General features: G+C 70.3%; 23 protein-coding genes. 14 read left to right on the top strand and 9 right to left on the bottom strand.

Going from position 1 to position 23,894, the window contains the following annotated elements:
• Positions 1–90 precede the first annotated feature (90 nt).
• From gap to pgi, 6 genes are all read left to right on the top strand, one after another.
• Complete coding sequence (gene gap / locus ACIGFK_RS09320; RefSeq protein ID WP_376660190.1) at positions 91–1,095, top strand: type I glyceraldehyde-3-phosphate dehydrogenase; 1,005 nt, start codon at positions 91–93, stop codon at positions 1,093–1,095.
• A 139-nt stretch (positions 1,096–1,234) separates the two neighbouring features.
• Positions 1,235–2,446: a phosphoglycerate kinase gene (locus ACIGFK_RS09315; RefSeq protein WP_376660189.1), complete on the top strand. Its 1,212-nt coding sequence runs from the start codon at positions 1,235–1,237 to the stop codon at positions 2,444–2,446.
• A 6-nt stretch (positions 2,447–2,452) separates the two neighbouring features.
• Positions 2,453–3,229, top strand: a complete 777-nt coding sequence (gene tpiA, locus ACIGFK_RS09310) for a triose-phosphate isomerase (RefSeq protein ID WP_376660188.1) — start codon at positions 2,453–2,455, stop codon at positions 3,227–3,229.
• A gap of 143 nt (positions 3,230–3,372) precedes the next feature.
• Positions 3,373–3,603, top strand: coding sequence for a preprotein translocase subunit SecG (gene secG / locus ACIGFK_RS09305; RefSeq protein ID WP_037792874.1), 231 nt, complete (start codon positions 3,373–3,375; stop codon positions 3,601–3,603).
• A gap of 183 nt (positions 3,604–3,786) precedes the next feature.
• Positions 3,787–4,122, top strand: coding sequence for an RNA polymerase-binding protein RbpA (locus ACIGFK_RS09300; protein WP_007263454.1), 336 nt, complete (start codon positions 3,787–3,789; stop codon positions 4,120–4,122).
• A 152-nt stretch (positions 4,123–4,274) separates the two neighbouring features.
• Positions 4,275–5,927: a glucose-6-phosphate isomerase gene (pgi, locus tag ACIGFK_RS09295; protein WP_376659676.1), complete on the top strand. Its 1,653-nt coding sequence runs from the start codon at positions 4,275–4,277 to the stop codon at positions 5,925–5,927.
• A 95-nt stretch (positions 5,928–6,022) separates the two neighbouring features.
• Here the strand turns inward: pgi and pgl are convergent, their stop codons facing one another.
• The 5 genes from pgl to tkt all read right to left on the bottom strand — a co-directional run bounded on the left by pgl (position 6,023) and on the right by tkt (position 12,874).
• Positions 6,023–6,805 (bottom strand): 6-phosphogluconolactonase, encoded by a 783-nt coding sequence (gene pgl / locus ACIGFK_RS09290; RefSeq protein WP_376659677.1) that lies wholly within the window; start codon positions 6,803–6,805, stop codon positions 6,023–6,025.
• Positions 6,806–7,070: 265 nt separating this feature from the next.
• Positions 7,071–8,087 (bottom strand): glucose-6-phosphate dehydrogenase assembly protein OpcA, encoded by a 1,017-nt coding sequence (opcA, locus tag ACIGFK_RS09285; RefSeq protein ID WP_376659659.1) that lies wholly within the window; start codon positions 8,085–8,087, stop codon positions 7,071–7,073.
• Positions 8,084–9,610 carry a glucose-6-phosphate dehydrogenase gene (gene zwf / locus ACIGFK_RS09280; RefSeq protein WP_376659660.1) on the bottom strand — a complete coding sequence of 509 codons (1,527 nt, stop codon included), beginning with the start codon at positions 9,608–9,610 and terminating at the stop codon, positions 8,084–8,086. Before zwf ends, opcA begins: the two co-directional genes overlap by 4 nt.
• A gap of 5 nt (positions 9,611–9,615) precedes the next feature.
• A complete protein-coding gene (gene tal / locus ACIGFK_RS09275) occupies positions 9,616–10,734 on the bottom strand; it encodes a transaldolase (RefSeq protein WP_376659661.1) in 1,119 nt (372 codons plus the stop codon).
• Positions 10,735–10,768: 34 nt separating this feature from the next.
• A complete protein-coding gene (gene tkt / locus ACIGFK_RS09270; protein WP_376659662.1) occupies positions 10,769–12,874 on the bottom strand; it encodes a transketolase in 2,106 nt (701 codons plus the stop codon).
• A 246-nt stretch (positions 12,875–13,120) separates the two neighbouring features.
• Here tkt and ACIGFK_RS09265 point away from each other — a divergent pair, with 246 nt between their 5' ends.
• The 3 genes from ACIGFK_RS09265 to ACIGFK_RS09255 all read left to right on the top strand — a co-directional run bounded on the left by ACIGFK_RS09265 (position 13,121) and on the right by ACIGFK_RS09255 (position 15,659).
• A complete protein-coding gene (locus ACIGFK_RS09265) occupies positions 13,121–14,062 on the top strand; it encodes a heme o synthase (RefSeq protein WP_376659663.1) in 942 nt (313 codons plus the stop codon).
• Between the two features lie 24 nt (positions 14,063–14,086).
• Complete coding sequence (locus ACIGFK_RS09260) at positions 14,087–14,455, top strand: hypothetical protein (protein WP_376659664.1); 369 nt, start codon at positions 14,087–14,089, stop codon at positions 14,453–14,455.
• 127 nt (positions 14,456–14,582) lie between these two features.
• On the top strand, positions 14,583–15,659 hold the full coding sequence (locus tag ACIGFK_RS09255; RefSeq protein WP_376659665.1) for an amidohydrolase: 1,077 nt from the start codon (positions 14,583–14,585) through the stop codon (positions 15,657–15,659).
• A gap of 6 nt (positions 15,660–15,665) precedes the next feature.
• On the opposite strand, the gene ACIGFK_RS09250 is transcribed toward ACIGFK_RS09255, so the two are convergent.
• From ACIGFK_RS09250 to ACIGFK_RS09235, 4 genes are all read right to left on the bottom strand, one after another.
• A complete protein-coding gene (locus tag ACIGFK_RS09250) occupies positions 15,666–16,655 on the bottom strand; it encodes a heme A synthase (protein WP_376659666.1) in 990 nt (329 codons plus the stop codon).
• Between the two features lie 4 nt (positions 16,656–16,659).
• Positions 16,660–17,784 carry a hypothetical protein gene (locus tag ACIGFK_RS09245; protein ID WP_376659667.1) on the bottom strand — a complete coding sequence of 375 codons (1,125 nt, stop codon included), beginning with the start codon at positions 17,782–17,784 and terminating at the stop codon, positions 16,660–16,662.
• 68 nt (positions 17,785–17,852) lie between these two features.
• Entirely contained in the window at positions 17,853–18,635 is a 783-nt protein-coding gene (locus ACIGFK_RS09240; RefSeq protein WP_376659668.1) for an ABC transporter permease, read from the bottom strand.
• Positions 18,632–19,558, bottom strand: coding sequence for an ABC transporter ATP-binding protein (locus tag ACIGFK_RS09235; protein WP_376659669.1), 927 nt, complete (start codon positions 19,556–19,558; stop codon positions 18,632–18,634). The genes ACIGFK_RS09240 and ACIGFK_RS09235 overlap by 4 nt, the downstream gene beginning before the upstream one ends.
• 119 nt (positions 19,559–19,677) lie before the next feature.
• Between ACIGFK_RS09235 and ACIGFK_RS09230 the strand changes: the two genes are divergently transcribed.
• The 5 genes from ACIGFK_RS09230 to ACIGFK_RS09210 all read left to right on the top strand — a co-directional run bounded on the left by ACIGFK_RS09230 (position 19,678) and on the right by ACIGFK_RS09210 (position 23,894).
• On the top strand, positions 19,678–20,061 hold the full coding sequence (locus ACIGFK_RS09230; RefSeq protein ID WP_376659670.1) for a formate/nitrite transporter family protein: 384 nt from the start codon (positions 19,678–19,680) through the stop codon (positions 20,059–20,061).
• A gap of 101 nt (positions 20,062–20,162) precedes the next feature.
• A complete protein-coding gene (locus ACIGFK_RS09225) occupies positions 20,163–20,924 on the top strand; it encodes a helix-turn-helix transcriptional regulator (protein ID WP_376659671.1) in 762 nt (253 codons plus the stop codon).
• Positions 20,921–22,336: a Fe-S cluster assembly protein SufB gene (gene sufB / locus ACIGFK_RS09220; RefSeq protein WP_007263439.1), complete on the top strand. Its 1,416-nt coding sequence runs from the start codon at positions 20,921–20,923 to the stop codon at positions 22,334–22,336. Before ACIGFK_RS09225 ends, sufB begins: the two co-directional genes overlap by 4 nt.
• 62 nt (positions 22,337–22,398) lie before the next feature.
• Positions 22,399–23,577, top strand: coding sequence for a Fe-S cluster assembly protein SufD (sufD, locus tag ACIGFK_RS09215; protein ID WP_376659672.1), 1,179 nt, complete (start codon positions 22,399–22,401; stop codon positions 23,575–23,577).
• The gene (locus tag ACIGFK_RS09210) at positions 23,577–23,894 is read left to right on the top strand and encodes a bifunctional 3-phenylpropionate/cinnamic acid dioxygenase ferredoxin subunit (RefSeq protein WP_376659673.1); all 318 of its coding nucleotides are present in this window, start codon (positions 23,577–23,579) and stop codon (positions 23,892–23,894) included. The genes sufD and ACIGFK_RS09210 overlap by 1 nt, the downstream gene beginning before the upstream one ends.

Raw genomic sequence — 23,894 nt, 5'->3', positions numbered from 1 at the left:
GCTCACGGAGAGGTAGGGTCGTAAGCGGTCGGGGACATCCCATACAGCTCGCCGGCGGGACAGGCCGGCGTACCACGAGGAGATCGGTTCGTGACGATCCGCGTAGGCATCAATGGTTTTGGCCGAATTGGCCGCAACTACTTCCGGGCGCTTCTGGAGCAGGGAGCGGACATCGAGATCGTCGGTGTCAATGACCTGACCGACAACGCCACTCTGGTGCACCTTCTCAAGTACGACACGATCCTGGGCCGCCTCAAGGCCGAGGTCTCCCACACCGACGACACCATCACCGTCGGGGGCAACACCTTCAAGACCTTCGCCGAGCGCGACCCCGCGAACCTCCCCTGGGGCGAGCTGGGTGCAGACATCGTCATCGAGTCCACGGGCATCTTCACGAAGAAGGCGGACGCGGCGAAGCACCTTGCGGCGGGTGCGAAGAAGGTCCTCATCTCGGCTCCGGCCAAGGACGAGGACATCACCATTGTGATGGGCGTCAACCAGGACAAGTACGACGCGGCCAACCACCACGTCATCTCCAACGCCTCCTGCACCACCAACTGCGTGGCGCCGATGGCCAAGGTCCTCCTGGAGAACTTCGGCATCGTCAAGGGCATGATGACCACGGTCCACGCCTACACGAACGACCAGCGCATCCTCGACTTCCCGCACTCGGACCTGCGCCGGGCGCGCGCCGCCGCCGAGAACATCATCCCGACCACCACCGGTGCCGCCAAGGCCACCGCCCTGGTCATCCCGGAGCTGGCGGGCAAGCTCGACGGCATCGCGATGCGCGTCCCGGTCCCCACCGGCTCCGTGACCGACCTGGTCATCGAGCTGGAGCGCGAGGTGACCAAGGACGAGGTCAACAACGCCTTCCAGAAGGCCGCCGAGGGCCAGCTGAAGGGCATCCTGGACTACACGGAGGACGCGATCGTCTCCTCCGACATCGTGAACTGGCCCGCCTCCTGCACCTTCGACTCCTCCCTGACCATGGTCCAGGGCAAGAGCGTCAAGGTCGTCGGCTGGTACGACAACGAGTGGGGCTACTCCAACCGTCTCGTCGACCTCACCGTCTTCGTCGGCGGTCAGCTCTAAGAACGTAGGGCAAGGCAGCACGATGTGAGCACAGGGTCCGTGACCGCGCGATGGTGCGCCGCACGGGCCCTGTTGCTTGCCCCGTACCCTCTTCGCCCGGTGGGCCCTACGCCCCGCAGGGAACAAGGAGTAGAAACACATGAAGACGATCGACGAACTTCTCGCCGACGGCGTCGCCGGAAAGCGGGTCTTCGTCCGCGCGGACCTGAACGTGCCGCTCGCGAACGGTGAGATCACCGACGACGGCCGCATCCGCGCCGTTCAGCCGACCATCGCGAAGCTCGCCGAAGCCGGCGCCCGCGTGGTCGTCGCCTCGCACCTGGGCCGCCCCAAGGGCGCCCCGGACCCGGCCTTCTCGCTCGCCCCCGCCGCCAAGCGCCTCGGCGAACTGCTCGGCACCGAGGTCGCGTTCGCCGGGGACACCGTCGGCGACTCCGCCAAGGCGACCGTCGCCGCCCTCGCAGACGGCCAGGTCGCCGTCATCGAGAACCTGCGCTTCAACGCCGGCGAGACCTCGAAGGACGACGCCGAGCGCGGCGCCTTCGCGGACCAGCTCGCCGAGCTCGCCGACGTCTACGTCGGCGACGGCTTCGGCGCCGTCCACCGCAAGCACGCCTCGGTCTTCGACCTGCCCGCGCGCCTCCCGCACGCGGCCGGCTACCTCATCGCCACCGAGGTCGGCGTCCTGAAGAAGCTGACCGACGAGGTCAAGCGCCCGTACGTGGTCATCCTCGGCGGCGCCAAGGTCTCCGACAAGCTGGCCGTCATCGACCAGCTGCTCGGCAAGGCCGACCGCATCCTCATCGGCGGTGGCATGGCGTACACCTTCCTCTACGCCAAGGGCCACGAGGTCGGCATCTCCCTGCTCCAGAAGGACCAGGTGGACGTCGTCAAGGAGTACATGGAGCGTGCTGCGAAGAGCGGCGTCGAGCTGGTCCTCCCCGTCGACGTGCTGGTCTCCTCCGAGTTCCCGGACCTGAAGACCAAGGCCCCGGCCGACTTCGAGACCGTCGACGCGGACAAGATCCCGGCCGACAAGGAGGGTCTGGACATCGGTCCCAAGACCCGTGAGCTGTACGCGTCGAAGATCGCCGATGCGGAGACCGTCTTCTGGAACGGGCCGGTCGGCGTCTTCGAGCACCCCGACTACGCGGGCGGGACCAGCGCCATCGCGCGGGCCCTCCTCGACAGCGACGGCTTCACCGTCGTCGGCGGTGGCGACAGCGCCGCCGCCGTCCGCACCCTGGGCTTCGACGAGAACGCCTTCGGTCACATTTCCACCGGTGGTGGCGCCAGCCTCGAATACCTCGAAGGCAAGACGCTCCCCGGCCTCGCCGCCCTGGAGGGCTGAACCCCTATGACCACGCGTACCCCGCTGATGGCGGGCAACTGGAAGATGAACCTCAACCACCTCGAGGCCATCGCCCACGTCCAGAAGCTCGCCTTCGCGCTCGCCGACAAGGACTACGACGCCGCCGAGGTCGCGGTCCTGCCGCCCTTCGTCGACCTGCGCTCGGTCCAGACCCTGGTCGACGGCGACAAGCTGAAGATCAAGTACGGCGCCCAGGACATCTCCGCGCACGACTCCGGCGCCTACACCGGCGAGATCTCCGGCTCCATGCTCGCCAAGCTGAAGTGCACGTACGTGGCCGTCGGCCACAGCGAGCGCCGCCAGTACCACGGCGAGAACGACGAGGTCTGCAACGCCAAGGTCAAGGCCGCCTACAAGCACGGGATCACCCCGATCCTGTGCGTCGGCGAGGGCCTCGACATCCGCAAGGCCGGCCAGCAGGTCCAGTACACGCTGAACCAGGTCGACGGCGGCCTCAAGGACGTCCCGGCCGAGCAGGTCGAGTCCATCGTGATCGCCTACGAGCCCGTGTGGGCCATCGGCACCGGCGAGGTCGCCACCCCCGAGGACGCGCAGGAGGTCTGCGGGGCGATCCGCGGCCGTCTCGCCGAGCTGTACTCGCAGGAGCTGGCCGACAAGGTCCGCATCCAGTACGGCGGCTCGGTGAAGGCCGGGAACATCGCGGCGATCATGGCCCAGCCCGACGTCGACGGCGCCCTGGTCGGCGGCGCGGCGCTGGACGTGGACGAGTTCGTCAAGATCGTCCGCTTCCGCGACCAGTGAGTATGCGGTAGGGCCGATCCGTCGTACCCTTGCGGGGCCAGGGGCTGATCCGTCAGCCGCTGGCCCCGCGCACCTCCCGCAAAGCCGGAAAGCCCGCACAGCAAGCAGGCCGGTAAGCCAGAAAGTAGGAATCAGCCGTGATTATGGGGTTCTCGATCGCCCTGATCGTCTTCAGCGCCCTGCTGATGCTGCTCGTGCTGATGCACAAGGGCAAGGGCGGCGGCCTTTCCGACATGTTCGGCGGCGGCATGCAGTCGTCGGTCGGCGGTTCCTCCGTCGCCGAGCGCAACCTGGACCGCATCACCGTCGTCATCGGCCTGCTGTGGTTCGCGTGCATCGTCGCCCTCGGCCTGCTGATGAAGTCGAGCAGCTGACCCGTTCCGGCCAACCGGCAGTACGGTGGGCGCCGCCCGGCCTATCATTGAGCCTCCGGAGTCCAGGGACATGGAATCAGTAACTCCGCTCACTGGACGTGCGTTGGGCCTTACGTAGACTTGGGCGCCCGCGGCGGAAAACCACTCACACTCCGCGGCACCATCACGCAGGGAGTTACGACCGTGGCAAGTGGCAACGCGATCCGTGGTAGCCGGGTCGGCGCGGGGCCGATGGGTGAGGCCGAGCGCGGCGAGTCCGCGCCCCGCCTGCGCATCTCCTTCTGGTGCTCCAACGGGCACGAGACGCAGCCGAGCTTCGCCAGTGACGCGCAGGTGCCGGACACCTGGGACTGCCCGCGCTGCGGGTTCCCGGCCGGCCAGGACCGCGACAACCCGCCGGCGCCGCCGCGCACCGAACCGTACAAGACGCACCTCGCCTACGTACGGGAGCGCCGCACGGACGCCGACGGCGAGGCGATCCTCGCGGAGGCGCTCGCCAAGCTCCGCGGCGAGATCTGAGAGCAAGCGGACGGCATGACTTGAGGCCCGGCCGCGCAGGAATCTTCCTCCTGCGCGGCCGGGCCTCTTCGTGTCGGTTGAGCCGCTTCGGATCCCTTAGGTTGTAGTCGGGCGGGGCACGACAGGACGGAAGAAACGGGTTGATGTCCGAGATGAATGCGGAGCGTACGAAGCTGAACCGGACGCACGAGTGGCTGGCCCTCGGCAAGCACCGGCTTGAGTTCGGGCAGACGCATCTGCGGGAGCTGTTCGACGAGGATCCGGGCCGCGGCACCGGCTACACCCTGCAGGTCGGAGACCTGTACATCGACTACTCGAAGCACCTCGTGACCGACGAGACGCTCGCCCTGCTCCGCGAACTCGCCGAGGTGACGGGCGTGGCGGAGCTGCGCGAGGCCATGTTCCGCGGCGAGAAGATCAACACGACGGAGGGCCGGGCGGTCCTGCACACCGCCCTGCGCGCCCCGCGGGACGCCGTCGTCGAGGTGGACGGGGAGAACGTCGTCCCGGGCGTGCACGCCGTCCTGGACAAGATGGCGGCCTTCTCCGAGGAGATCCGCTCGGGCCGGTGGACCGGCTTCACGGGCAAGCGCATCAAGAACGTCGTCAACGTCGGGATCGGCGGCTCCGACCTCGGCCCCGCGATGGCGTACGAGGCCCTGCGGGCCTTCACCGACCGCGGCCTGACCGTGCGCTTCGTGTCCAACGTGGACGGCGCCGACCTGCACGAGGCCGTGCGCGACCTGGACCCGGCCGAGACGCTGTTCATCATCGCCTCCAAGACCTTCACCACCATCGAGACCATCACCAACGCCACTTCGGCCCGGGCATGGCTGCTGGCCGGGCTGGGCGGCGACCAGTCCGCCGTGGCACGGCACTTCGTGGCGCTGTCGACCAACTCCGAGAAGGTCACGGAATTCGGCATCGATCCGGCCAACATGTTCGAGTTCTGGGACTGGGTCGGCGGACGCTACTCCTTCGACTCCGCCATCGGGCTCTCGCTGATGATCGCGATCGGCCCGGACTCCTTCCGGGAGCTGCTCGCCGGATTCCACAGCATGGACGAGCACTTCCGCACGGCGCCGCCCGAGGAGAACGCCCCGCTGCTGCTGGGCCTGTTGGGGATCTGGTACGGGGCCTTCTTCGAGGCGCAGTCGCACGCGGTGCTCCCGTACAGCCACTACCTCTCCCGGTTCACGGCGTACTTGCAGCAGCTCGACATGGAGTCCAACGGCAAGTCCGTGGACCGGGACGGCAATCCGGTGGACTGGCAGACCGGACCGGTGGTCTGGGGCACGCCCGGCACCAACGGACAGCACGCCTACTACCAGTTGATCCACCAGGGCACGCGGCTGATCCCCGCGGACTTCATCGGCTTCGCCCGGCCCGTGGCGGACCTGGAGGCCGGGCCGGCGGCCCAGCACGACCTGCTGATGGCGAACTTCTTCGCGCAGACGCAGGCTCTGGCCTTCGGCAAGACGCCGGAGGAGGTCCGGGCGGAGGGCGTCCCGGAGGAGCTCGTCCCGCACAAGACCTTCAAGGGCAACCACCCGACGACCACCATCCTCGCGGGTGAACTCACCCCGGCGGTCCTGGGCCAGCTGATCGCGCTGTACGAGCACAAGGTGTTCGTGCAGGGCGCGGTGTGGAACATCGACTCCTTCGACCAGTGGGGCGTGGAGCTCGGCAAGGTCCTCGCCAAGCGGGTCGAGCCCGCGCTGAGCGAGGGCGCGGACGTGCCGGGGCTGGACGCCTCGACGACGGCCCTGGTGGCCGCGTACCGCGGGCTCCGTGGCAGGAGCTGACCCGATCGGTCGGCCGACCGGGCGGCGACGCTGACACACGGACGAAGGGCCCGCTCCCTGGGGAGCGGGCCCTTCGTCGCGGACCGGCTTCGGCGTCAGGACGAGGCCGGGGGGTACATCCCGCTCGGTAGCTTGGCCGCCGCCGCGCGGTCGAGGAGCCACAGGGTGCGGAAGAGGCCGGAGGCCGCTGCCGCCGGGGCCTGGAACTCGCCCGCGCCGCCCAGCGCGATGGACACCGCGCCGGCCTTGTCCTCGCCCGCCGCGAGCAGCCAGACCTCGCGGGCCGCCCGGATCGCCGGGAGGGTCAGGGAGATGCGGGTGGGCGGGGGCTTCGGGGCGCCGTGCACGCCGACCACGGTGCGCTCGGTCTCGTGCGCGGCCGGGTGCTCCGGGAAGAGGGAGGCCACGTGCGTGTCCGGGCCGACGCCGAGCATCAGCACGTCGAAGCGGGGGACCGGGCCGTGGTCCTCGGGGCCGGCCGCCTTCGCGAGCTCGGCGGCGTACGCGGCGGCCGCCGCGTCCACGTCGGGCCCGTACGGGCCGTCGGAGGCCGGCATCACGTGCACGCGGGCCGGGTCGACGGGGACGGAGTCCAGCAGGGCCTCGCGGGCCTGGGTGTGGTTGCGCTCGGGGTCGTCGGCGGGGACGTACCGCTCGTCGCCCCACCACAGGTCGAGCCGGGACCAGTCGACGGCGTCCCGGGCGGGGGCCGCCGCCAGGGCGGCGAGGAGGCCGTTGCCGTTGCGGCCGCCGGTGAGGACGACGGACGCGGTGCCGCGGGCGGCCTGCGCGTCCACGATCTTGGTGATGAGCCGGGCGGCTGCGGCCTGGGCCATCAGCTCCTTGTCCCGGTGGACGACGACCTGGGGAGTCGTCATACCCATGTGCGGCTTCCTTCGTTGGTAGTGCCGGGTGCGCGTACGGGTGCGGGTGCGGGTGCGGGTGCGGGTGCGGGTGCGGGTGCGGGTGCGGGTGCCGCTGCGCGGAGCCGTTCCCCACCCCGCCCCCTCCCGAAACCGGGGCTCCGCCCCGGACCCCGGTCCTCAAACGCCGGACGGGCTGGAACATCCAGCCTCGCTGGCGTTTGAGCCCCAGGGAACGGAGAAAGGGCGGGTAGGGGACCGCTCCGCGCAGCGGCCCGTACTACTTGGCCGCGGTCTTCTTCGCCGGCTTGGCCGCCGCCGGCTTCGCGGGCTCGGCCTTGGCCGGGGCTTCGGCCGATGCCTCCGCCGGGGCCGGGTTGAGGCGGTCGACGCCGAACTTCAGCGAGGCCTCGTACGTGTTGTCCGGGTCCAGGCGGCGGAGTTCCTCCGCCAGGAGCTCGGCCGTGTCGCGGCGCTTCAGCGCCACCGCACGGTCGGGCTGCCCCGGCATGCACAGCGTGGCCAGCGCCCCGTCCGCCCGGTCCAGGACGATCGCGCCGTCCTTGGTCTCCAGGCGTACGGCCGTCAGTCCCGGGCCCGCGGACGGAGTCCGCTTCACGGGGACCTGGAGCCGGTCCGCCAGCCACATGGCCAGCAGTTCGCAGCTCGGGTTCTCGCCCTCGCCCTCGACGGTCGCCGAGGCGACCTTCAGGGCCTGCTGGTCCAGTGCGGCCGCCAGCATCGAGCGCCACGGGGTGATCCGGGTCCACGACAGGTCCGTGTCCCCGGGGGCGTACGCCTCGGCGCGGGCGCCGAGTGCCCCGATCGGGTTCTCGGAGGAGTACGTGTCCGTGATCCGGCGCTGTCCGAGCGCACCCAGCGGGTCGCCCGCCAGGTCCGCCGGGGCGCCCTCCGGCCACCAGACGACCACGGGGGCGTCCGGGAGGAGCAACGGGAGAACCACCGACTGGGCGTGGTCGACCAGTTCGCCGTGAAGGCGGAGCACGACCGTTTCGCCGGAGCCGGAGTCCGCCCCGACGCGGATCTCCGCGTCGAGACGGGCACCCTGGCGGCTGCGCGGCGAGCGGCTGACCCGCTTGATGACGACGACGATCCGCGAGGGGTGTTCGTGGGACGCGTCGTTCGCCGACTTGAGAGCGTCGTACGCGTTCTCTTCGTCGGTCACGATCACCAGCGTGAGGACCATGCCGATGGCCGGCGTGCCGATGTCCCGGCGTGCCTGCACCATCGCGGCGTTGATCTTGCTGGAGTTGGTCTCCGTGAGGTCGATCTTCATGGCCGGCGCCAGCTCCGTCCGTCTCGTGCGAGCATCTCGTCCGCCTCGACCGGTCCCCAGGTGCCCGCCGGGTACTGCGCGGGCTTGCCGTGCTTGTCCCAGTACTCCTCGATCGGGTCGAGGATGTTCCAGGACAGTTCGACCTCCTGGTGACGGGGGAAGAGGTTCGCGTCGCCCAGCAGCACATCGAGGATGAGCCGCTCGTACGCCTCGGGGCTCGACTCCGTGAAGGACTCGCCATAGGCGAAGTCCATCGTCACGTCGCGTACCTCCATGGAGGTGCCCGGGACCTTGGAGCCGAAGCGGACCGTGACGCCCTCGTCCGGCTGGACCCGGATGACCAGGGCGTTCTGCCCGAGCTCCTCGGTCGCGCCCGACTCGAACGGAAGGTACGGGGCCCGCTTGAAGACCACCGCGATCTCCGTCACCCGTCGGCCCAGGCGCTTGCCCGTCCGCAGGTAGAAGGGGACGCCCGCCCAGCGGCGGTTGTTGATCTCCAGGCGGATGGCCGCGTAGGTGTCGGTCTTCGACTTGGGGTCGATGCCGTCCTCTTCGAGGTACCCGACGACCTTCTCGCCGCCCTGCCACGCGGCCGCGTACTGGCCGCGCACGGTGTGCTTGCCCAGGTCCTCCGGCAGCTGGACCGCCGTCAGCACCTTGAGCTTCTCCGCCACCAGCGCCTTGGGGTGGAAGGAGCCGGGCTCCTCCATCGCGGTCAGCGCGAGCAGCTGGAGCAGGTGGTTCTGGATGACGTCACGGGCCGCGCCGATGCCGTCGTAGTACCCGGCCCGGCCGCCGATGCCGATGTCCTCGGCCATCGTGATCTGGACGTGGTCGACGTACGACCGGTTCCAGATCGGCTCGAACATGGTGTTGGCGAAGCGGAGCGCCAGGATGTTCTGGACGGTCTCCTTGCCGAGGTAGTGGTCGATCCGGAAGACCTCGTCACGCGGGAAGACCTCGTGGACGACCTTGTTGAGTTCCTCGGCGCTCTTCAGGTCGTGGCCGAAGGGCTTCTCGATGACGGCACGCCGCCAGGAGCCCTCCTTCTGCGCCAGCCCGTGGTTCTTGAGCTGCTGGACCACCTTGGGGAAGAACTTCGGCGGCACGGACAGGTAGAAGGCGAAGTTGCCGCCCGTGCCCTGTGCCTTGTCGAGGTCGTCGATCGTCGCCTTCAGCGTCTCGAAGGCCGCGTCGTCGTCGAAGTCGCCCTGGACGAACCGGCAGCCCTGCACCAGCTGCTGCCAGACCTCCTCCCGGAAGGGGGTGCGCGAGTGCTGCTTGACGGCCTCGTACACCTCCTGTGCGAAGTCCTCGTGCTCCCACTCGCGGCGGGCGAAGCCGATCAGCGAGAAGCCCGGCGGGAGCAGGCCTCGGTTGGCGAGGTCGTAGACGGCAGGCATCAGCTTCTTGCGCGACAGGTCACCCGTAACGCCGAAAATGACCAGGCCGGACGGCCCCGCGATGCGCGGGAGCCGCCGGTCCTGTGCGTCACGAAGCGGGTTCGCTCCGTTTACAGACAAGGTGTTCAGGCCTCCGTGGGGGCGAGGCGCTCGAGCTCCGCCTCGGTCGACTTCAGCAGGTCGTTCCAGGACGCCTCGAACTTCTCGACGCCCTCGTCTTCGAGCAGCTGCACCACATCGTCGTACGAGATGCCCAGCTTCGCGACCGCGTCGAGCTCGGCGCGGGCCTGCTCGTAGGTGCCGCGCACGGTGTCACCGGTGATCTCGCCGTGGTCGGCCGTGGCCTCCAGGGTGGCCTCCGGCATGGTGTTCACCGTGTTCGGGGCGACCAGGTCGACCACGTACAGGGTGTCCTTGTACGCCGGGTCCTTGACGCCCGTCGAGGCCCACAGCGCGCGCTGCTTGTTGGCGCCGTGCTTCTCCAGGGCGGTCCAGCGGTCCGAGGAGAAGACCTCCTCGTAGGCCTCGTAGGCCAAACGGGCGTTGGCGAGGGCCGCCTTGCCCTTGAGGGCCTTGGCCTCGTCGGTGCCGACCGCGTCCAGGCGCTTGTCGATCTCGGAGTCCACGCGGGACACGAAGAAGGAGGCGACCGAGTGGATCAGGGAGAGGTCCAGGCCGGCGGCCTTGGCCTTCTCCAGACCCGCCAGGTACGCGTCCATGACCTCGCGGTAGCGCTCCAGCGAGAAGATCAGCGTGACGTTGACGCTGATGCCCTTGCCGATGACCTCGGTGATCGCCGGCAGGCCGGCCTTGGTCGCCGGGATCTTGATCAGCGTGTTCGGGCGGTCCACCAGCCAGGCGAGCTGCTTGGCCTCGGCGATCGTCGCCGCCGTCTGGTGGGCCAGACGGGGGTCGACCTCGATCGACACGCGGCCGTCCTGGCCGTCGGTGCGGTCGTAGACCGGGCGCAGGATGTCGGCGGCGTCGCGGACGTCCGCCGTGGTGATCATGCGCAGGGCCTCGTCGACGGTGACCTTGCGGGTGGCGAGGTCGGTGAGCTGCTGCTCGTAGCCCTCGCCGCCGCTGATCGCCTTCTGGAAGATCGCCGGGTTGGTGGTGACACCGACCACGTGCGACTCGTCGATGAGCTCCGCCAGGTTGCCGGACGTGATGCGCTTGCGGGACAGGTCGTCCAGCCAGATCGCCACGCCCTCGTCGGAGAGGCGCTTGAGTGCGTCTGTCATGGGAATTGCATCTCCTACTGGTGTTGTACGGGCGTCAGCGCGCGGCGACGGCGGAGAGCGAGGCCTTGGCGGCTGCGGTCACGGCCTCGGCGGTGAAGCCGAACTCGCGGAACAGCACCTTCGCGTCCGCGGAGGCACCGAAGTGCTCCAGCGAGACGATCCGGCCGGCGTCACCGACGTAACGGTGCCAGGTCAGGCCGATGCCCGCCTCGACCGCGACCCGTGCCTTGACGGAGGACGGCAGGACGCTGTCCTTGTACTCCTGCTCCTGCTCCTCGAACCACTCGACGGACGGCATGGAGACGACCCGGGTGGGGATGCCCTCGGCCTGGAGCTGCTCGCGGGCCTCGACGGCCAGGTGCACCTCGGAGCCGGTGCCGATGAGGACGACCTGGGCGTCAGCGGTCTCGCCCTGGGGGCCCGTGGCCTCGAAGAGCACGTACCCGCCCTTGGCGGCGTTGTCGTTGCGCTCGTAGGTCGGCACGCCCTGGCGGGTCAGCGCCAGACCGTGCGGGGCGCCCTTGCCGAACACCTTGGTGTGGCGCGTCAGGATCTCGCGCCAGGCGACGGCGGTCTCGTTCGCGTCGGCCGGGCGGACGATGTTCAGGCCCGGGATGGCGCGCAGCGAGGCCAGGTGCTCGACCGGCTGGTGGGTCGGGCCGTCCTCGCCGAGGCCGATGGAGTCGTGCGTCCACACGTAGGTCACCGGCAGGTGCATCAGCGCGGAGAGGCGGACGGCGTTGCGCATGTAGTCGGAGAACACCAGGAAGGTGCCGCCGTAGATGCGGGTGTGGCCGTGCAGGGCGATGCCGTTCATGGCCGCGGCCATGGCGTGCTCGCGGATGCCGAAGTGGATGGTGCGGCCGTACGGGTCGGCCTCCGGCAGCGGGTTGCCCACCGGCAGGAACGAGGAGTTCTTGTCGATGGTGGTGTTGTTGGAGCCGGCCAGGTCGGCCGAGCCGCCCCACAGCTCCGGGATGACCGCGCCGAGCGCCTCGAGCACCTTGCCGGAGGCGGCGCGGGTCGCGAGGCCCTTGCCGGCCTCGAAGGAGGGGAGCTTGTCCTCCCAGCCCGCGGGCAGCTCGTTGGCGTTGATGCGGTCGAAGTCGGCGGCGCGCTCCGGGTGGGCGGTGCGCCAGGCGGAGAACTCCTTCTCCCACTCGGCGCGGGCCTCGCGGCCGCGGTCCCCGAGGGCGCGGGTGTGCGCGATGACCTCGTCGGAGACCTCGAAGGTCTGCTCCGGGTCGAAGCCGAGGACGCGCTTGGTGGCGGCGACCTCGTCGTCGCCGAGCGCCGAGCCGTGGGCGGCCTCGGTGTTCTGGGCGTGCGGGGCGGGCCAGGCGATGATCGAGCGGGCCGCGATGAAGGACGGGCGGCCGGTCTCGGCCTTGGCGGCCTGGAGGGCGGCGTACAGCGCCTTCGGGTCGAGGTCGCCGTTCTCCTGCTGCTCGACGCGCTGGACGTGCCAGCCGTACGCCTCGTAGCGCTTCATGGTGTCCTCGGAGACGGCCGTCTCCGTGTCACCCTCGATGGAGATGTGGTTGTCGTCCCACAGCAGCACCAGGTTGCCGAGCTTCTGGTGGCCGGCGAGGGCGGACGCCTCGTGGGAGATGCCCTCCTGGAGGCAGCCGTCACCCGCGATCGCGTAGACCATGTGGTCGAACGGGGAGGTGCCCGCGGCGGCCTGCGGGTCGAACAGACCGCGCTCGTAGCGGGCGGCCATGGCCATGCCCACCGCGTTGGCGATGCCCTGGCCGAGGGGGCCGGTGGTGGTCTCGACGCCGGCCGTGTGGCCGTACTCCGGGTGCCCGGGGGTCTTGGAGCCCCAGGTGCGGAACGCCTTGAGGTCGTCCAGTTCCAGCCCGAACCCGCCGAGGTACAGCTGGGTGTAGAGGGTGAGGGACGAGTGCCCCGCGGAGAGCACGAAACGGTCGCGGCCCACCCACTCGGGGTCGGCCGGGTCGTGCCGCATGACCTTCTGGAAGAGGGTGTACGCGGCGGGGGCCAGGCTCATGGCCGTGCCCGGGTGCCCGTTCCCGACCTTCTGGACCGCGTCAGCGGCCAGGATGCGGGCGGTGTCGACGGCCCGCTGGTCCAGTTCGGTCCATTCGAGCTCTGTGGTCGTCGGCTTGGTGCTCACCGTGAGTCAGGGCTCCTCTCCACATGTCTGAATCCCGGTGACGAACGGTGCACCGGCGCGATTCCGAGCCTACCCCCGCAACGGCGTGCAGCTATTCGAGTGCCCACACTCCGTCACCTATGGTTCACCTCCGTTCGGGCCAACACGACGCGACCCCCGCGCAGGGCGACGTAAGACCAACGTCTACAGTGGCGTGGTACGTGCAAGCCCTTACGGAGCTTGCTGGTTTCTCTCTCAGGGGTGCGTGTGACGGCCGTCGAATCCCGTCCAGCGGGGGTGCTCGGGACGAGCCCCGGTCACCGGCCGTTCGGGGCCCGGGCCATGGCTTTCGTGGCTTTGACCAAGCCGCGGATCATCGAACTTCTGCTGATCACCACAGTGCCGGTGATGTTCCTGGCGGAGCAGGGCGTGCCCTCGCTCTGGCTGGTTCTCGCGACCTGCTTCGGCGGCTACCTGTCCGCGGGCGGCGCCAACGCCCTGAACATGTACATCGACCGCGACATCGACGCGCTGATGGACCGGACCTCGCAGCGCCCCCTGGTGACCGGCATGGTCAGCCCGCGGGAGTGCCTGGCCTTCGGCATCACCCTCGGCGTGGTCTCCACCCTGTTCTTCGGGCTGCTGATCAACTGGCTGTCGGCGGCGCTCTCGCTCGGCGCGCTCCTCTTCTACGTGGTCGTCTACACGATGCTGCTGAAGCGGCGCACCGCCCAGAACATCGTCTGGGGCGGCATCGCGGGCTGCATGCCGGTGCTGATCGGCTGGTCGGCGGTGAAGAACGAGGTCTCCTGGGCCGCCGTCATCCTCTTCCTCGTCATCTTCTTCTGGACGCCGCCGCACTACTGGCCGCTGTCGATGAAGGTGAAGGACGACTACGCGCGTGTCGGCGTGCCGATGCTGCCCGTCGTGGCCGGGAACAAGGTCGTGGCGCGTCAGATCGTGCTCTACAGCTGGGTGATGGTGGCGGTCTCGCTGCTGCTGACCCCGCTGGGCTACACGGGCTGGTTCTACACCTCGGTCGCGCTCCTCGCGGGCGGCTGGTGGCTGTGGGAGGCGCACGCGCTGCACGCGCGGGCCAAGGCGGGGGTGACGGGCGCGAAGCTCAAGGAGATGCGCCTGTTCCACTGGTCGATCACCTACGTGTCGCTGCTCTTCGTGGCGGTGGCCGTGGATCCCTTCCTCCGCTGATTACTCGCCGGTAGCATGCCCTCCATGGGAGACACCGCAGACACCGCAGACATCGCGGACGCCGCAGGCGCCGCGGACAAGAAGCAGGACCGCAAGGCGTCGAAGCTGGCCAAGCAGATCGCCGCCTTCGCCAAGGAGCACGGCGGCGCCGAGGGCCAGCTCGCCCACATCGGCCAGGCCGGCACCCGCATCGTGCTCGTGGGCACGGACGGCGGCTGGGGCGACCTGGTCGCCCCGTCCCTCGCCGTGGCGCAGCTGGCCGCCGAGAAGGCCGGTCTGACCCTCCACGAGGAGTTCGACGGCGAGTTCGCGGCGCGCGTGAAGACCGGCCCGTACGAGTGGACGCGCATGGCCGGCATCCAGATCGGCGGGGCCGCCAACCCGGCGGCCTGACCCGGTCCGACCCGGCTGCGACCGATCCGGTGCCGTCTCGGTCAACAGCGCGAGAAACACCTCACACCCCGCTCACCCGTTAGGACGTGTGGAAGCCCCTTCCTCACGTCCGCAACGGGATGACCGGATGATCGAAACGCCGCCCCTGGTGGACCAGTACTGCCACGGAGTACTCCGTACGGAGCTGGGCCTGGGCACCTTCGAGGCCCAGCTGCTCCCCGCGGCAGGACCGCCCGCCGCGGGCACCACCTCCTTCGACACCCAGACCGGCTTCGCCGTGCGCCGCTGGTGCCCGCCGCTGCTCGGGCTGGAACCGCACGCCGCCCCCGCCCGCTACCTGGCCCGGCGCCGCGAACTCGGCGTGTCCGAGTCGGCCCGGCTGCTGCTGAGGGGCTCCGGGGTCACCGCCTACGTGGTCGACACCGGGGAGTCCGGGGACCTCACCGGGCCCAAGGAACTGGCGCTCGCCGGGGACGCGGAGGCCTTCGAGGCGGTCCGGCTGGAGTTACTGGCCGAGCAGGCGGCCGACACCTCCGGGACGGTGGCCGCGTTCCTCGCCAACCTCGCCGGAGCCGTCCACCACGCAGCCGCCGGGGCCGCGGCCTTCACCTGCGCCGCCGGCCCGTCCTTCGCCGCCGAGCCGCCCGGACCCGGCGAGGTGCGCGGGGCTGCCGGGCGCTGGCTGGAGCGGCGCACGAAGGGCGGAGCCGTACGGGACCCCGTGCTCCTGCGGCACCTGCTGTGGAGCGCGGTGTCCTCCGGGCTGCCGCTCCAGCTGCGCACGGGCGCGGGGGAGCAGGCCGCGCTGACCGGCTTCGTACGGGCCACCGAGGGCCTGGGCGCGCGGCTCGTGCTGTTGGGGGAGTATCCGCACCACCGGCACGCGGCGCGGCTGGCCGCGGCCTTCCCGCACGTCTACGCGGACACCGGTCCGGCCCTCGGGCGGACCGGAGCCGGCGCCGCGACGGTGCTGGCGGAGCTGCTGGAGCTCGCGCCGTTCGGGAAGCTGATGTTCTCCAGCGGCGGGAGCCGGCTCCCCGAACTGCACGCGGTCGGCGCCCTGGTGTTCCGGGAGGCGCTGGGCCGGGTCCTGGGCGGCTGGGTCGCCGACGGGTCCTGGTCCTGGCGGGACGCCGACCGGGTGGCGGCCATGGTCGCGGCGGGCAATGCCCGCCGCGTGTACCGGCTGGACGAGCGGGGGTAGGGCGGCTCAGACCGCGGAGAGCTGCGGGTCGCCCTGGGCGGGGATCTCCGCCTGCTCCGCGGGCCGTTCGCGCAGGCTCAGCGCGACCCGGAGCACCGCGATCCACACGAGGCAGGAGCCGAGCATGTGCGCGGCGACCAGGAGCTCGGGCAGCTGGGTGAAGAACTGCACGTACCCGATGGCGCCCTGGGCCAGCAGCACGACCAGCAGGTCACGGGCGCGGGCACGGGTGTCGGCGGGGGCGTCGACCACGCGCAGTGCCAGCCACATCGCCAGGGCCAGCGCGCAGACCGCCCAGGCGGCGATGGCGTGCACGTGGGCCGTGGTCGCCCAGTCGAACGGCATCCGCTTGATCTCGCTGCGGTCGCCGGCGTGCGGTCCCGAACCGGTCACCACGGTGCCGGCCGCGATCAGGACGAAGGAGACGGCGAGCATCGCCCACGACAGCTTGCGCACCGGACCCGGCACGCGCGGCCGGGGGGCGGAGTCGCCCTCGCGGGTGCGCTGCCAGGTGATCGTGGTCACGGTGATCAGCGAGGTGGCGAGCAGGAAGTGGCCCGCCACGCTGTACGGGTTGAGCCCCGTCAGGACGGTGATGCCGCCGAGGACCGCGTTGCCCATCACGAGCGCGAACTGCACCCAGCCGAGCTTCGTCAGCGAGCGGCGCCAGGGCTTGGCCGAGCGGGCCGCCAGGATGATCCCGCCGACGGCCGCGCAGAGCACGTACGTCAGCATCCGGTTGCCGAATTCGATGGCGCCGTGGAATCCCTGCGCCTGCGTCACGATCAGGCTGTCGTCCGTGCACTTGGGCCAGGTGTCGCAGCCGAGTCCGGATCCGGTCAGCCGCACCGCGCCGCCCGTGACGACGATGACCACGCTCATGACGAGCGCGGCGGCCGCGGCGCGCCGGACGGTCCGAGGTGACGGCGTCCAGCGGTCGGCGATGTATGCGAATGGGTTCAACACGGCCCCTATCGTATGGGGCGCCTTGTGCAAACTTTCACGAGGGGGTGGTGTCGGGGCCGACGAGCAGGTGGAACCGGGCCCCCGCCGGGTCGCCCTCCTCGTGCCACCACAGCCGGATGCGCCAGTGGCCGCCCTCGCCCGGGCAGTCGGCCGAGGCCCTGAAGGCCTGCACCACTTCCGACGCCACGTCCTGGGCCGTCCTGTTCCGTACTTCCGTGGAGCTGTGCCAGGGGTGGCCCAGTACGGTCCACAGCCCGTCGGCGGTGCGCACCTCCACGCGCCACACCGCGAGCCAGGGCGTGACCTCCAGCATCGTGCCGACCTGCTCGGCCCCCAGCCCCAGCCGGGCCGCGATCTCCTCCTCCGCTACCCCCTGGATGCGGGCGGCGACCACGGCCTGCGGCAGCAGCCGCTCGGGCAGCAGCCCCTCCGAGCGCAGCCGGACCAGGGAGGCGAAGGCCAGGAAGCGCAGGCGCAGCTCGAGCTGGCGGCCGATGTGGTCGAGGGCCTCCTCGGCCTCCTCGGACTCCTCCGCGCCGGTGTCCGCGAGCAGCAGCTGGCGGAAGTCCGCCTCCGCGTCCACCGCCCAGGCCACGGCCTCCTCGGCGAGACCCAGCTCCGCGAGGCGGTCCCCGAGGAACACCTTCGCCTGGGCGAGCCCCCGCCGGTTGACCGGATCGCGCTGGTCCAGGCCCGACCACACCTCGACGGCGGTGCGGGTCAGGTCACGGGCGCGCTCGCCGGCGGCCCGCTCCATGGCGCTGGGGCCCTCGGAGGCGGCGGGCCCCAGCGGATGCCGCGGCAGCCGCTCGTCGTCGCTCAGCGGCCAGGCGAGCCACACCCCGTGGTTGATCAGCCCGCGCGCGTACCAGCGGGCGAAGTCGGGGGAGTACGGCGCCGCGCGCTCGGAGCTGCGCAGCCCCTCCTCGATCGTGGCGAGGGCGCCCGCACGGTCCCCCTCGGCGAAGCGCAGGGCGGCCCGGTCGGCCAGCCGCAGACCCAGCAGCGCGGTGCACTCCGGATCGTCGGAGAGCGGGCGCAGGGCCCCGATCAGTTCGTCGAGCAGCCGCTCGCGTTCCCCGGGCTCCGCGTGCGCCGCCCCCGACCGCACCCGTGCCCATTGCTCGTCCAGCCGAAGTACGGCCTCCCGCTGCACCATGTCCGCCCCCCGGCTTCATGTGTGGTGGCGTCCATCCTCGCGGCATTTCCGCCGCGAGGGGAGGGGTTTCATTCCCAGCGGAAGAGCCGCGCGGCGGCGCCCAGACCGAGTACGGCCCAGGCGGCGAGCACGGCCGCATCGCCCCACGGCAGCGCCGCCCCGTGCTGGAGCACCTCGCGCAGGCCGTCGGACAGGGCCGAGATGGGCAGCAGGCCCAGGACGGCCTGGACGCCTCCCGGGAACTTCTCCAGCGGCACGATCACCCCGCCGCCGACGAGCAGCAGCAGGAACACCAGGTTGGCGGCGGCCAGGGTGATCTCGGCCTTCAGGGTGCCCGCCATCAGGAGCCCCAGCCCCGAGAAGGCGGCGGTGCCGAGCAGGATCAGGGCGGCGACCGCCAGCGGGTTGCCGTGCGGGGACCAGCCCAGCGCGAAGGCGATCACCGTCAGCAGCGCGATCTGGAGCACCTCGGTCACCAGCACCGACAGGGTCTTCGCCGCCATCAGCGCCCGGCGCGGCAGCGGGGAGGCCCCGAGCCGCTTGAGGACCCCGTAGCGGCGGTCGAAGCCGGTGGCGATGGCCTGGCCGGTGAAGGCGGTGGACATCACGGCGAGGGCCAGGACGCCGGGGGCCAGGAAGTCCACGGACTTCCCGTCGCCGCCCTCCTCAACAGGCACCGTGATGATGTCGACGGCCGAGAACAGGGTCAGCAGCAGCGCCGGGATGACCACGGTCAGCAGCAGCTGCTCCCCGTTGCGCAGCAGCATCCGGGTCTCCAGCGCGGTCTGCGCCAGGACCATGCGGGACACCGGGGCCGCTCCCGGGCTGGGGGTGAACGTACCGGCGCTCATGCGCGCAGCTCCTTACCGGTCAGTTCCAGGAAAACGTCTTCGAGGGTGTGCCGCTCCACCGTGAGGCTGTCCGGCATCACGCCGTGCTGCGCGCACCAGGAGGCGACGGTGGCCAGCAGTTGCGGGTCGACGTCGCCGGTGACCCGGTAGGAGCCGGGGAGGAGCTCGGCGGCCTGGGTGCCGTCGGGCAGCGCCTTCAGCAGCGAGGCGAGGTCGAGGGAGGGGCGGCCGGTGAAGCGCAGGGTGTTCTCGGCGCCGCCCCGGCACAGCTGCTCGGGGCTGCCGTGGGCGATGACCCGGCCCGCGTCGACGATGGCGACCTCGTCCGAGAGCTGCTCGGCCTCGTCCATGTGGTGGGTGGTGAGGACGACGGTGACCCCGTCGGCGCGCAGTTCCCGTACGAGTTCCCAGGTCGCGCGGCGGGCCTGCGGGTCCAGGCCGGCCGTGGGCTCGTCCAGGAAGACCAGCTCGGGGCGGCCGACCACGGCCATGGCCAGCGCCAGGCGCTGCTGCTGGCCGCCGGAGAGCCGGCGGTAGGGGGTGCGGCCGCAGCCGCCGAGGCCGAGGCGCTCCACCAGGGGGTCCACCTCGAGCGGGTCGGCGTACAGCTTCGCCATGTGGCGGAGCATCTCGACGGCGCGGGCTCCGGAATAGACGCCCCCCGACTGCAGCATCACGCCGATCCGGGACCGCAGTGCCCCGGCCTGGGCGACCGGGTCGAGGCCGAGGACGCGGACGGTTCCGGCGTCCGGGCGGCGGTAGCCCTCGCAGGTTTCCACCGTGGTCGTCTTGCCCGCGCCGTTGGGGCCGAGGACGGCGGTGACGGAGGCCCGGCGGACGGTGAGGTCCAGTCCGTCCACCGCTGTCTTGGGGCCGTACCGCTTCACCAGTCCGCGGATCTCCACGGCGGGGTCGTTGCTCATGGGCAATGAGTCTACGGAGCCCGGGAAGGGGTCCTTGGTCCCGGGGGCGCAAGGGTCACGGGCCCGCCCGTCGGTGACCTTTTCGCCCGGGCCGGGCCCGCCCCGGGCCCTGGCGTCGCATGATGGACAGCACCGCTCAGAACGTCGAAGCAACCTCGGGCCAGGCCGAGCACAAGGCCCACGACCCGGGGCACCCGCCGCGGTTCGGGGGCCCTGTGCCTGGGCGTCTGGATGTCACCCGGGCCCGGGGGAACGCCGCGAAGATCTTCGTGCTGTGGCTGCCCGTGGCGGTGTTCGTCGCCGTCGGATTCGAACACTGCGTGGCGAACATGGCTCTTTTCGGTCTCGCGATCCTCGACGGTTCGGCGTCTTTGAGTGATCTCTTCCGGAATCTCGCGTTCACCGTGCCGGGCGACATCGTGGGCGGAGGACTGCTGGTGGGGGCCGTGTACCGGTTCGCCGGAGGCGCCCGCAGAGGAGACGGAATGTTTGCCTCCGAATAACTCTGCGTCGACAAATTAGGTAACCCTTAGTGATGGATGACACCAGGAGTGGCGTCCGTCACGGCTTGTCGGGGCTCGGTTAATTACGCAACAATGGCGTTGTGAAAAACGGCGAACGGCAGATCGAGACCCCCCAGGGGGAGCTCGCCACCGGGGAGCGGTCGACCCGCAACCGAGTGGCGCGCTCGATCCTGGACCACGGTCCGTCCACCGTCGCCGACCTCGCCCAGCGCCTCGGCCTCACCCAGGCCGCCGTCCGCCGCCACCTCGACACGCTCGTCGCCGACGACGTGGTCGAACCCCGCGAGCAGCGTGTGTACGGCACGCGCACCCGGGGCCGGCCCGCCAAGGTGTTCGCGCTCACCGACTGCGGCCGGGACGCCTTCGACCAGTCCTACGACACGCTCGCCGCGGACGCCCTGCGCTGGATCGCGCAGTCCGTCGGCGGAGGCGAGCAGGGCGAGGCGGCCGTCGCCGCCTTCGCCCGGTCCCGGATGGAGGCGCAGGCGCGGAGCTACCGGGAAGCCGTCGACGCGGCCGCTCCTGCGGCCCGTACGGAGGCCCTGGCCAAGGCGTTGACCGCGGACGGGTACGCTGCTACGGCGAAGAGCGCTCCCGGTCCGCACAGCGGTGAACAGCTCTGCCAGCACCACTGCCCGGTCGCCCATGTCGCCGAGCAGTTCCCGCAGCTCTGCGAGGCGGAGACCGAGGTCTTCTCCCGCCTGCTCGGGACACATGTGCAGCGCCTCGCCACGATCGCCCACGGCGACGGAGTGTGCACCACGTTCATTCCGCGTAGCGCGAGCGCCACACAGACCGACACATCAGTATCTGCAAGTACGGCCGGGAGGAACCCCGCATGACCACGGAGACTGCTCACCCTGAGCTCGATGGCCTGGGCACCTACGAATACGGCTGGGCCGACTCCGACGCGGCCGGTGCCGCGGCCAAGCGGGGTCTGTCCGAGGACGTCGTCCGCGACATCTCGGCGAAGAAGTCCGAGCCGGAGTGGATGCTCAACCTCCGCCTCAAGGGCCTGAAGCTGTTCGACAAGAAGCCCATGCCGATGTGGGGCTCGGACCTCTCCGGCATCGACTTCGACAACATCAAGTACTTCGTGCGCTCCACCGAGAAGCAGGCCGCTTCGTGGGAGGAACTGCCCGAGGACATCAAGAACACGTACGACAAGCTCGGCATCCCGGAGGCGGAGAAGCAGCGCCTCGTCGCCGGTGTCGCGGCCCAGTACGAGTCCGAGGTCGTCTACCACCAGATCCGCGAGGACCTGGAGGAGCAGGGCGTCATCTTCCTCGACACGGACACCGCGCTCAAGGAGCACCCGGAGCTCTTCCAGGAGTACTTCGGCACGGTCATCCCCGTCGGTGACAACAAGTTCGCCTCGCTGAACACCGCGGTGTGGTCGGGCGGCTCGTTCATCTACGTCCCCAAGGGTGTCCACGTGGACATCCCGCTCCAGGCCTACTTCCGCATCAACACGGAGAACATGGGCCAGTTCGAGCGGACGCTGATCATCGTCGACGAGGACGCCTACGTCCACTACGTCGAGGGCTGCACCGCCCCGATCTACTCCTCGGACTCGCTGCACAGCGCCGTGGTCGAGATCATCGTGAAGAAGGGCGGCCGCTGCCGCTACACGACCATCCAGAACTGGTCGAACAACGTCTACAACCTGGTCACCAAGCGCGCCGTGGCGTACGAGGGCGCGACCATGGAGTGGATCGACGGCAACATCGGTTCCAAGGTCACGATGAAGTACCCGGCCGTCTACCTGATGGGCGAGCACGCCAAGGGCGAGACGCTCTCCATCGCCTTCGCGGGCGAGGGCCAGCACCAGGACGCCGGCTCCAAGATGGTCCACATGGCGCCGAACACCTCCTCGAACATCGTCTCCAAGTCGGTGGCGCGGGGCGGCGGCCGCACCTCCTACCGCGGTCTCGTCGAGATCGGCGAGGGCGCTGCGGGATCCAAGTCCAACGTGCTGTGCGACGCGCTCCTGGTCGACACGATCTCCCGCTCGGACACCTACCCCTACGTGGACGTCCGCGAGGACGACGTCACGATGGGTCACGAGGCCACCGTCTCCAAGGTCTCCGACGACCAGCTCTTCTACCTGATGCAGCGCGGGCTCACCGAGTTCGAGGCCATGGCCATGATCGTGCGCGGCTTCGTCGAGCCGATCGCGAAGGAGCTGCCCATGGAGTACGCGCTGGAGCTGAACCGGCTGATCGAGCTGCAGATGGAGGGTTCGGTCGGTTAGTCCCGACCGCCCCGACCTCCCGCAGACCAGTCTTTACGTAGGAAGAGAGCAACACGACAGCCATGGCTGAGGCTCAGAACATTCCGGCGGGCTCCACCACCGCCGGCGCGATTGCGGTGGCCGCCGAGTCCACCGTCGCCACCCGGATGAGCGCGCCCCCGTCCTTCGACGTGGCCGACTTCCCGGTACCGAACGGCCGCGAGGAGGAGTGGCGGTTCACCCCGCTGGCCCGCCTCAAGGGCCTGCACGACGGCACCGCGGTCGCCAACGGCACCATGAAGGCCCAGATCGAGGCGCCCGACGGCGTGACCGTCGAGTCCGTCGAGCGTGACGACGAGCGGATCGGCAAGGCCGGCACCCCCGTCGACCGGGTCTCGGCGCAGGCCTTCTCCTCGTTCGCCAAGGCCACGGTCGTCACCGTGCCCAAGGAGACCGTGCTCGCCGAGCCCATCCGGGTCGCGCTGCACGGCGAGGGCGGCACGACCTTCGGTCACACCGTCTTCGACATCAAGCCGTTCGCCGAGGCGACCATCGTGATCGACCACACCGGTGACGGCGTGCGCGCCGCCAACGTCGACATCCTCGTCGGCGACGGCGCCAAGGTGACCTTCGTGTCCGTCCAGGACTGGGACGACACCGCTGTGCACACCTCGCAGCACAACGCCCTGGTCGGCCGCGACGCGAGCTTCAAGTCCGTGGTCGTCACCTTCGGCGGCGACCTGGTGCGCCTGCACCCGCGCGTCAGCTACGCGGGCCCCGGCGGCGAGGCCGAGATGCTCGGTCTGTACTTCACGGACGCCGGCCAGCACCAGGAGCACCGCCTCCTGGTCACGCACGACGCCCCGCACTGCAAGTCCAACGTGGTCTACAAGGGCGCGCTCCAGGGCCAGGACGCCCACGCCGTCTGGATCGGTGACGTGCTCATCGAGAAGACCGCCGAGGGCACCGACACCTACGAGATGAACCGCAACCTCGTCCTCACGGACGGGGCACGGGTCGACTCGGTGCCGAACCTGGAGATCGAGACCGGCGAGATCGTCGGCGCCGGCCACGCCTCCGCCACCGGCCGTTTCGACGACGAGCAGCTCTTCTACCTCCAGGCCCGCGGCATCCCGGCCGACGAGGCCCGCCGCCTGGTCGTGCGCGGCTTCTTCGCCGAGCTCGTCCAGCAGATCGGTGTCGCCGACATCGAGGAGCGCCTCATCGCGAAGATCGAGGCCGAGCTGGCGGCGGCCGTCTGATGACGTACCTCAAGGTCTGCACGCTGAGCGAGCTGGAAGAGAACACCCCCAAGCGGGTGGAACTCGACGGCACGCCGGTGTCGATCGTCTCCACCGACGGGGAGGTGTTCGCGATCAACGACATCTGCTCGCACGCGAACGTCTCCCTCTCGGAGGGCGAAGTCGAGGACTGCATGATCGAGTGCTGGCTGCACGGGTCGGCCTTCGACCTGCGCACCGGCAAGCCCTCGGGTCTGCCCGCGACGCGCCCCGTACCCGTTTACCCCGTAAAGATCGAAGGGGACGACGTGCTCGTCTCCCTCACCCAGGAGTCCTGA

This window comes from Streptomyces sp. NPDC085524 (assembly GCF_044541755.1).
In the GTDB taxonomy this organism is placed as follows: Bacteria; Actinomycetota; Actinomycetes; order Streptomycetales; family Streptomycetaceae; genus Streptomyces.
The sequence above is the reverse complement of the archived record's forward strand: the minus strand, read 5'-3'. Positions and strand labels throughout refer to the sequence as shown.

Bases quoted from the DNA above. Each gene is read 5' to 3' on its own strand.
- ACIGFK_RS09315 (WP_376660189.1), top strand. From the start codon at position 1,235: ATGAAGACGATCGACGAACTTCTCGCCGACGGCGTCGCCGGAAAGCGG.
- tpiA (WP_376660188.1), top strand. From the start codon at position 2,453: ATGACCACGCGTACCCCGCTGATGGCGGGCAACTGGAAGATGAACCTC.
- secG (WP_037792874.1), top strand. From the start codon at position 3,373: ATGGGGTTCTCGATCGCCCTGATCGTCTTCAGCGCCCTGCTGATGCTG.
- pgi (WP_376659676.1), top strand. From the start codon at position 4,275: ATGAATGCGGAGCGTACGAAGCTGAACCGGACGCACGAGTGGCTGGCC.
- pgl (WP_376659677.1), bottom strand. From the start codon at position 6,805: ATGACGACTCCCCAGGTCGTCGTCCACCGGGACAAGGAGCTGATGGCC.
- opcA (WP_376659659.1), bottom strand. From the start codon at position 8,087: ATGAAGATCGACCTCACGGAGACCAACTCCAGCAAGATCAACGCCGCG.
- tal (WP_376659661.1), bottom strand. From the start codon at position 10,734: ATGACAGACGCACTCAAGCGCCTCTCCGACGAGGGCGTGGCGATCTGG.
- ACIGFK_RS09260 (WP_376659664.1), top strand. From the start codon at position 14,087: ATGGGAGACACCGCAGACACCGCAGACATCGCGGACGCCGCAGGCGCC.
- ACIGFK_RS09255 (WP_376659665.1), top strand. From the start codon at position 14,583: ATGATCGAAACGCCGCCCCTGGTGGACCAGTACTGCCACGGAGTACTC.
- ACIGFK_RS09245 (WP_376659667.1), bottom strand. From the start codon at position 17,784: ATGGTGCAGCGGGAGGCCGTACTTCGGCTGGACGAGCAATGGGCACGG.
- ACIGFK_RS09240 (WP_376659668.1), bottom strand. From the start codon at position 18,635: ATGAGCGCCGGTACGTTCACCCCCAGCCCGGGAGCGGCCCCGGTGTCC.
- ACIGFK_RS09235 (WP_376659669.1), bottom strand. From the start codon at position 19,558: ATGAGCAACGACCCCGCCGTGGAGATCCGCGGACTGGTGAAGCGGTAC.
- ACIGFK_RS09230 (WP_376659670.1), top strand. From the start codon at position 19,678: ATGATGGACAGCACCGCTCAGAACGTCGAAGCAACCTCGGGCCAGGCC.
- sufB (WP_007263439.1), top strand. From the start codon at position 20,921: ATGACCACGGAGACTGCTCACCCTGAGCTCGATGGCCTGGGCACCTAC.
- sufD (WP_376659672.1), top strand. From the start codon at position 22,399: ATGGCTGAGGCTCAGAACATTCCGGCGGGCTCCACCACCGCCGGCGCG.
- ACIGFK_RS09210 (WP_376659673.1), top strand. From the start codon at position 23,577: ATGACGTACCTCAAGGTCTGCACGCTGAGCGAGCTGGAAGAGAACACC.